We start from the raw sequence: 5,532 nt of genomic DNA on the forward strand, positions 1-5,532 counted from the left end.
CTCCCGGCCTCTCCCCGCTCGTTCCTCGCGGAGAGAGGAGAACCCAGTCCGTGCACGAGCTGAGTTTCACGCGCTGAACTGTCCCCCACGACAAACCCCTCCCCCGAAGTTGGGGGAGGGGTCGACCGCCGTTGCGAGGAACGAGCAAAAAGGCGGTCGGGGGAGAAGGCCCCCGTCGCGCAGCGACGGACCTCCCGCCACGCAAAAGGGACCGCGCCTCCACGCGGTCCCTTTCGCACTTTCGCACTTTCGCACTCACGCACTTCCGTACTCACGCACTTCCGTACCCGGTACCGTCCTCACGCCGGGAGCCGCACCGAGAACGTGCTGCCCGCGCCCAGCGTGCTTTCCGCCCAGATGCGGCCGCCGTGCTGGTCCACGATGGCGCGGCAGATGGCCAGCCCCAGGCCGCTGCCGCCCTTTTCGCGCGCGTCGGACACGTCCACCTGCGTGAACCGCTCGAAGACGGCCTCCAGCCGGTCCGCGGGAATGCCGCGGCCCTTGTCGCGCACGGCGAAAAGCACGTCCCCGTCCTCCTGCGCCGCGGCGGAGAGCCACACAGCGCCGCCGGCGGGCGAAAACTTGATGGCGTTGCCCAGCAGGTTCACCAGCACCTGGCACATGCGGTCCGCGTCCATCGACACCGTGGCGCGCGGCGCGTCCACCACGATGAGCACGTTGGCCGCCTCGGCCGCGGAGCGCACCGTCTCGGCCGCCTGCGTCATCACCTCGGCCACGTCGTAGGGGCGGCGCTCCACGCGCACCGAGCCGGAGCTCATCCGCTCCAGGTCCAGGATGTCGTTCAGCAGGCGGGCCAGGCGCTCGCCGTTGCGCGTGGCGATGCGCAGCAGGTGCCGGGCGCGCTCCGGCTGCGTCTCCATCAGCCCGCTCTCCAGCAGCCCCAGCGCGGCGCGGATGGAGGTGAGCGGCGTGCGCAGCTCGTGGCTGGCCACGGAGATGAACTCGTCCTTGAGGTGCTCCAGCTGCCGGCGCTCCGTCACGTCGCGCCCCACCGCCTGCGCGGCCACCAGCTCGTCGCCCTCCCAGGTGAGGCGCACGTCCAGCTCGATCCACACGTCGCGCCCGTCCGGGGTGACGGCGGGGAGCTCCTGGTAGCTGGACGGCTGACGGCGGCGCACCTGCTCGATGAAGACGTCGCCCGCCGCGTGGCGCGCGTCGGGACGGATGAGGCCCAGGAACGAGCGCCCCTCCATGGCCTGCGGCTCCAGGCCGAACAGGCGGCCGGCGGCCTCGTTGGCGTAGCGGATGACCCCTTTGCCGTCCGCCTGCACGATCATGTCGCTGGCGTTCTCCACCAGGTGCCGGTAGCGCGCCTCGCTGGTGCGCAGCTCGCGCTCCACCCGCTCGCGCCGGGCAATGTCCTGCTCCAGCGCCGCCGTGCGCGCGGCCACGGCCTGCTCCAGCACGCGGTTGCGGTCCGCCAGCTCGCGGTGCAGGACGGCCGTCTCCAGCAGGTGGTCGATGCGCAGCAGCACCTCGGACACGTTGAACGGCTTGGAGACGAACTCGTTGGCGCCGCGGTGCAGCGCCGACTCGCGCGCCTCGCTGGTGTCGTCGCCCGTGAGGACCAGGACGGGGCTGCGCGAGCGGTCGTCGCGGGCGTGGCGCACTTGGTCCAGCACGGCCAGGCCGTCCATGCCGGGCATGTGCAGGTCCAGGAGCATCAGGTCCGGCCGGCGCTCCGTGTACAGCCGCACGGCGTCCGGTGCCTGGTTGGTGCCGATGACGTCCTCGCACCCGGCGCGCTCCAGCAGGCGCGTGAGGAGGCGCACGTTCCCCGGCTCGTCGTCCACGACCAGGACGGTGGCGCGCGACAGCCGCTCGCGGGCGAACTCGCCGCGGGGCAGCACGGAATCCAGGTGCGCGCGCACCGCCTCGCGCGGCTCGGGCCGCGCGGCGGTCGGGAGCGAAAAGCTCGGGGGCGGCGGCGGCGCCGTGGAGATGGGCTGCGAAGCTTCGAGGATCATGGATGGGCTCATGGCAGGAGGCGGCTCGCCGTATGGCATGCCCTGCGCCGAATTCCTGTATCAGGTGCAAGTCGTTGTGGAAAGCATGCTTGCGAAGGATCGTGCCCCGCGCGGCCGACGCGGGCGGATCGGCCGGTTCCGCGACGGCGGGTTGGAAGCCGGTGCGCGGATGGGGCCGGGCGGCGGATGATCGCGGCAGGTGTACGGATTCTGGACGATGAATGGAAACTGGTCGGCGCGCGGAGGACGGAAACTGGGCCGCGGGAGGACGAGAAATTCACCTCGGCATTCGGCGGGTTCGCGCCGGGAGCAGGCCGCCCCTCTCCCCGCTCGTTCCTCGCGGAGAGAGGAGACCAGATTGCGAGCTCCGGGATCGTGCACGGTGGCGGAGTGTGTCTCGCCCGCCGAGGGCCCCCTCCCCCCGACCCCCTGCCCCCGCTTCGCGGGGGAGGGGGAGAACCCAGCGCGTGCACGGGCTGAGCTTCACGCCCTGAACCATGCCTCTCGCCAACCCCTCCCCAGAAGTTGGGGGAGGGGTCGACCGCCGTTGCGAGGAACGAGCAAAAGGCGGTCGGGGGAGAGGGCCCCGTCGCGCAGCGACGGGCATCCGGCCTGAAACGCGAAAGGGACCGCGCCTCGCCGCGGTCCCTTTCGCACTTTTGCACTCACGCACTTTCGCACTTTCGCACTTTCGCACTTTCGCACTCTCGCACTCTCGCACTTTCGCACTCTCGCACTTTCGCACTCACTCACGCACTCACCGCCGGGACCCCGGCCCGCGCCGGGAGCCGCACCGTAAACACGCTGCCCACGCCGGGCGTGCTCTCCACCGAGATGGTGCCCCTGTGGCGCTCGGCCACCATCCGCGCGATGGCCAGGCCCAGCCCCGTGCCGCCGGCCACGCGGGCCGCGTCGGCGCGGTAGAAGCGGTCAAAGACGCGCGACAGGTCCTCCGGCGCGATCCCCGAGCCTGTGTCCGACACCGTCACCTCCACCCACCGCACGGGCTCCGCCGGCTGCGCGGCGTCCTCCATCGTGATGGGCAGCTCCGGCGGGGCCATCCGCGCGGCGAGGGTCACGGCGCCGCGGTCCGTGAACTTGACGGCGTTGCTCACCAGGTTCAGGAACAGGCGCCGCAGCGCGCCCGCGTCGCCCGTGACGGGCAGGGCGGACGCGGGAAGGTCCAGGCGCACCTCCACCGGCTTGCCCGTGGCCAGCGCCTCGCCCACGTCCTGCACGTCGCGCAGCACGGTGGCCAGGTCCACGTCCTCGTGCTGGTCGCCCCGCGCCTCGTCGCCGCGGGCCAGGACGAGCAGGTCCTCCACCAGGTGCAGCATGGAGCCCGTCTCGTCCAGCACCTCCTCCAGCGTGCCCCGCAGCTCGTCGGCCGAGCGGTCGCGGGCCAGGGCCACCTCCGCCGTGCCGCGGATGGCCGTCAGCGGCGTCCGCAGCTCGTGGCTGGCATCGGCCGTAAAGCTCTTGAGGGCGCCCACGGCCCGCTCCAGGCGCTCCAGCATGCCATTGTACGCCTGCGCCAGCTCGCGCAGCTCCGCGGGGCGCTCCGGCTCGTCCACGCGCCGCGCCAGCCCCCCGATGCCGATCTCCCGCGACGCCGTCACCAGGCGGTTGAGGGGCATGAGGATGCGGTCCGCCATGGACCGCCCCGCCACGGCTGCAAGCAGCGCCGTGACGGGGATGAGCACCAGGGCGATGAGGGCGAACGACTTGAGGGCGTGCTGCTCCACGTCGCCCGTGCGCGCCACGACGATGTTCAGGATGTCGCCCGTGGCCAGGCGCGTGCGGCGGCGCAGCACCTCCACCGTGCCCTCCACGGGGGGCAGCAGCTCCTCGTCCACGGCCACGCGCGGCAGCCCGGGCGGGATGACGATGCGCTCGGCCGCGGCCGCCGTCTGCCGCAGCGACTGGGTTCCCGCGTTGGCCAGGGAGCGGCGCAGGATGGCGTAGGTGGCGGCCGCGAACAGGAACAGCGCCATCATGAGGATGGCACTGTACCCCAGCACGATCTCGCGCCGCAGGCTGCGCCGCTTGAAGATCATGCCTCCGTCTCCTCGCCCGCCGGCGGCTTGATGGCGTATCCCACGCCCCGCACGGTCTGGATGAGCCCCCGCTCCCGGTCGTCCAGCTTGGTGCGGAGGGAGTTGATGCACACGTCCACGATGTTGGTCCCCGGGTCAAAGCGAATGCCCCACACGTGCTCCATGATGGCCGCCCGCGACAGGGGCCGGCCGCTGTTGCGCAGCAGGTACTCCAGCAGCGCGTACTCGCGCGGCGTGAGCTCCACCGCCGCCTGCCCCCGCCGCACCTCGCGGGTGGCGGGGTCCATCTCCACGTCGCCGGCCTTGAGCGTGGCCGCCCCGCCGGGGCTGCCCAGCCGCCGCAGCAGCGCCCGCAGCCGCGCCGTGAGCTCGCTGAACTCGAACGGCTTGGTCAGGTAGTCGTCCGCGCCCGCGTCCAGCCCCGCCACCTTGTCCTCCGTGCGGTCGCGCGCGGTCAGGAGCAGGACGGGCAGGCGCACCTCGCGCTCGCGCAGGTCGCTCACGAGCTGCACGCCGCTGCGGCCGGGGATCATCACGTCCACGATGGCGGCGTCGAACCCCTGCGTGGTGGCCTTCTCGTACGCCTGGTCGCCGTCGCCGGCCACCTCGACCACGTAGCCCTCCTCGCGCAGCCCCTTCTGGAGGAACGCGGCGATCCTCGGATTGTCTTCTACGACCAGAATGCGCATCGGTGCCCTGGATTAAGATCGGTTAAGGGGAGGCTAATCCTCCCCTAATCCCTTGCCGGAACGGGGTTTCGGCCCGCTGTGTAGCAATCCCCGGCAAGACGATGGGACCCACTGTCAGAAGAGAGACACTGACGATGAACGGAACGCTTCGCAAGCTCGCCCTTCCCGGGCTGCTCGTCGCGGGTGCGGCCGGCGGGATGACGCTGGCCGACGTGGCCCGCGATCCCCTCCCCGACCTGGACGCGCAGTCGGCCCCCGCGGCGGCCGCCGTCGCCACGGCCGACGGCCTTTCGAGCGCCTTTCGCGCGGCCAGCAGCACGGCCCTGCCGGCGGTGGTGCACGTCCGCGTGTCGACCTCGTCGCGGACGGTGCGGGCCGAGGTGCCCGACGAGATCCGCGGCACCCCGTGGGAGGAGCTGTTCCGCGGCCAGGGCGGCGGGCAGAGCGGCCCCCGCAGCGGAAGCGGCAGCGGCTTCATCCTGTCGCCCGACGGCTTCATCCTCACCAACAACCACGTGGTGGAGGGTGCGGACCGGGTGACCGTCATCCTGGCCGACAAGCGCGAGTTCGAGGCCCGCGTGGTGGGCCGCGACCCCAACACGGACGTGGCCGTCATCAAGGTCGACGCCGCCAACCTGCCCACGGCGCGCATGGGCGACGCCGACCGGCTGGAAGTGGGCGACTGGGTGCTGGCGCTGGGCTACCCGCTGGACCTGGGCCAGAGCACCACGGCCGTCATCGTGAGCGCCAAGGGCCGCAGCATCGTCATCTTTGGCCGCAGCGGCGCCGAGGCCCCGC

The 5,532-nt window shown here is 72.2% G+C and carries 4 protein-coding genes; 1 reads left to right on the top strand and 3 read right to left on the bottom strand.

Annotation, left to right across the window (positions count from 1 at the left end; genetic code table 11):
* Positions 1-299: 299 nt before the first annotated feature.
* The 3 genes from VFZ20_RS30985 to VFZ20_RS30995 form a co-directional block, all read right to left on the bottom strand.
* A complete protein-coding gene (locus VFZ20_RS30985) occupies positions 300-1,988 on the bottom strand; it encodes an ATP-binding protein (protein WP_329687845.1) in 1,689 nt (562 codons plus the stop codon).
* Positions 1,989-2,737: 749 nt separating this feature from the next.
* Positions 2,738-4,045: a sensor histidine kinase gene (locus VFZ20_RS30990; protein WP_329687846.1), complete on the bottom strand. Its 1,308-nt coding sequence runs from the start codon at positions 4,043-4,045 to the stop codon at positions 2,738-2,740.
* The gene (locus VFZ20_RS30995; protein WP_329687847.1) at positions 4,042-4,734 is read right to left on the bottom strand and encodes a response regulator transcription factor; all 693 of its coding nucleotides are present in this window, start codon (positions 4,732-4,734) and stop codon (positions 4,042-4,044) included. The genes VFZ20_RS30990 and VFZ20_RS30995 overlap by 4 nt, the downstream gene beginning before the upstream one ends.
* 134 nt (positions 4,735-4,868) lie before the next feature.
* Between VFZ20_RS30995 and VFZ20_RS31000 the strand changes: the two genes are divergently transcribed.
* Positions 4,869-5,532, top strand: a 664-nt coding sequence (locus tag VFZ20_RS31000) for a trypsin-like peptidase domain-containing protein (protein WP_329687848.1), incomplete at its 3' end; no start/stop codon positions are given.

The sequence above is a fragment of the Longimicrobium sp. genome (assembly GCF_036280135.1).
In the GTDB taxonomy this organism is placed as follows: Bacteria; Gemmatimonadota; Gemmatimonadetes; order Longimicrobiales; family Longimicrobiaceae; genus Longimicrobium.

Bases quoted from the DNA above. Each gene is read 5' to 3' on its own strand.
- VFZ20_RS30985 (WP_329687845.1), bottom strand. From the start codon at position 1,988: ATGATCCTCGAAGCTTCGCAGCCCATCTCCACGGCGCCGCCGCCGCCC.
- VFZ20_RS30990 (WP_329687846.1), bottom strand. From the start codon at position 4,045: ATGATCTTCAAGCGGCGCAGCCTGCGGCGCGAGATCGTGCTGGGGTAC.
- VFZ20_RS30995 (WP_329687847.1), bottom strand. From the start codon at position 4,734: ATGCGCATTCTGGTCGTAGAAGACAATCCGAGGATCGCCGCGTTCCTC.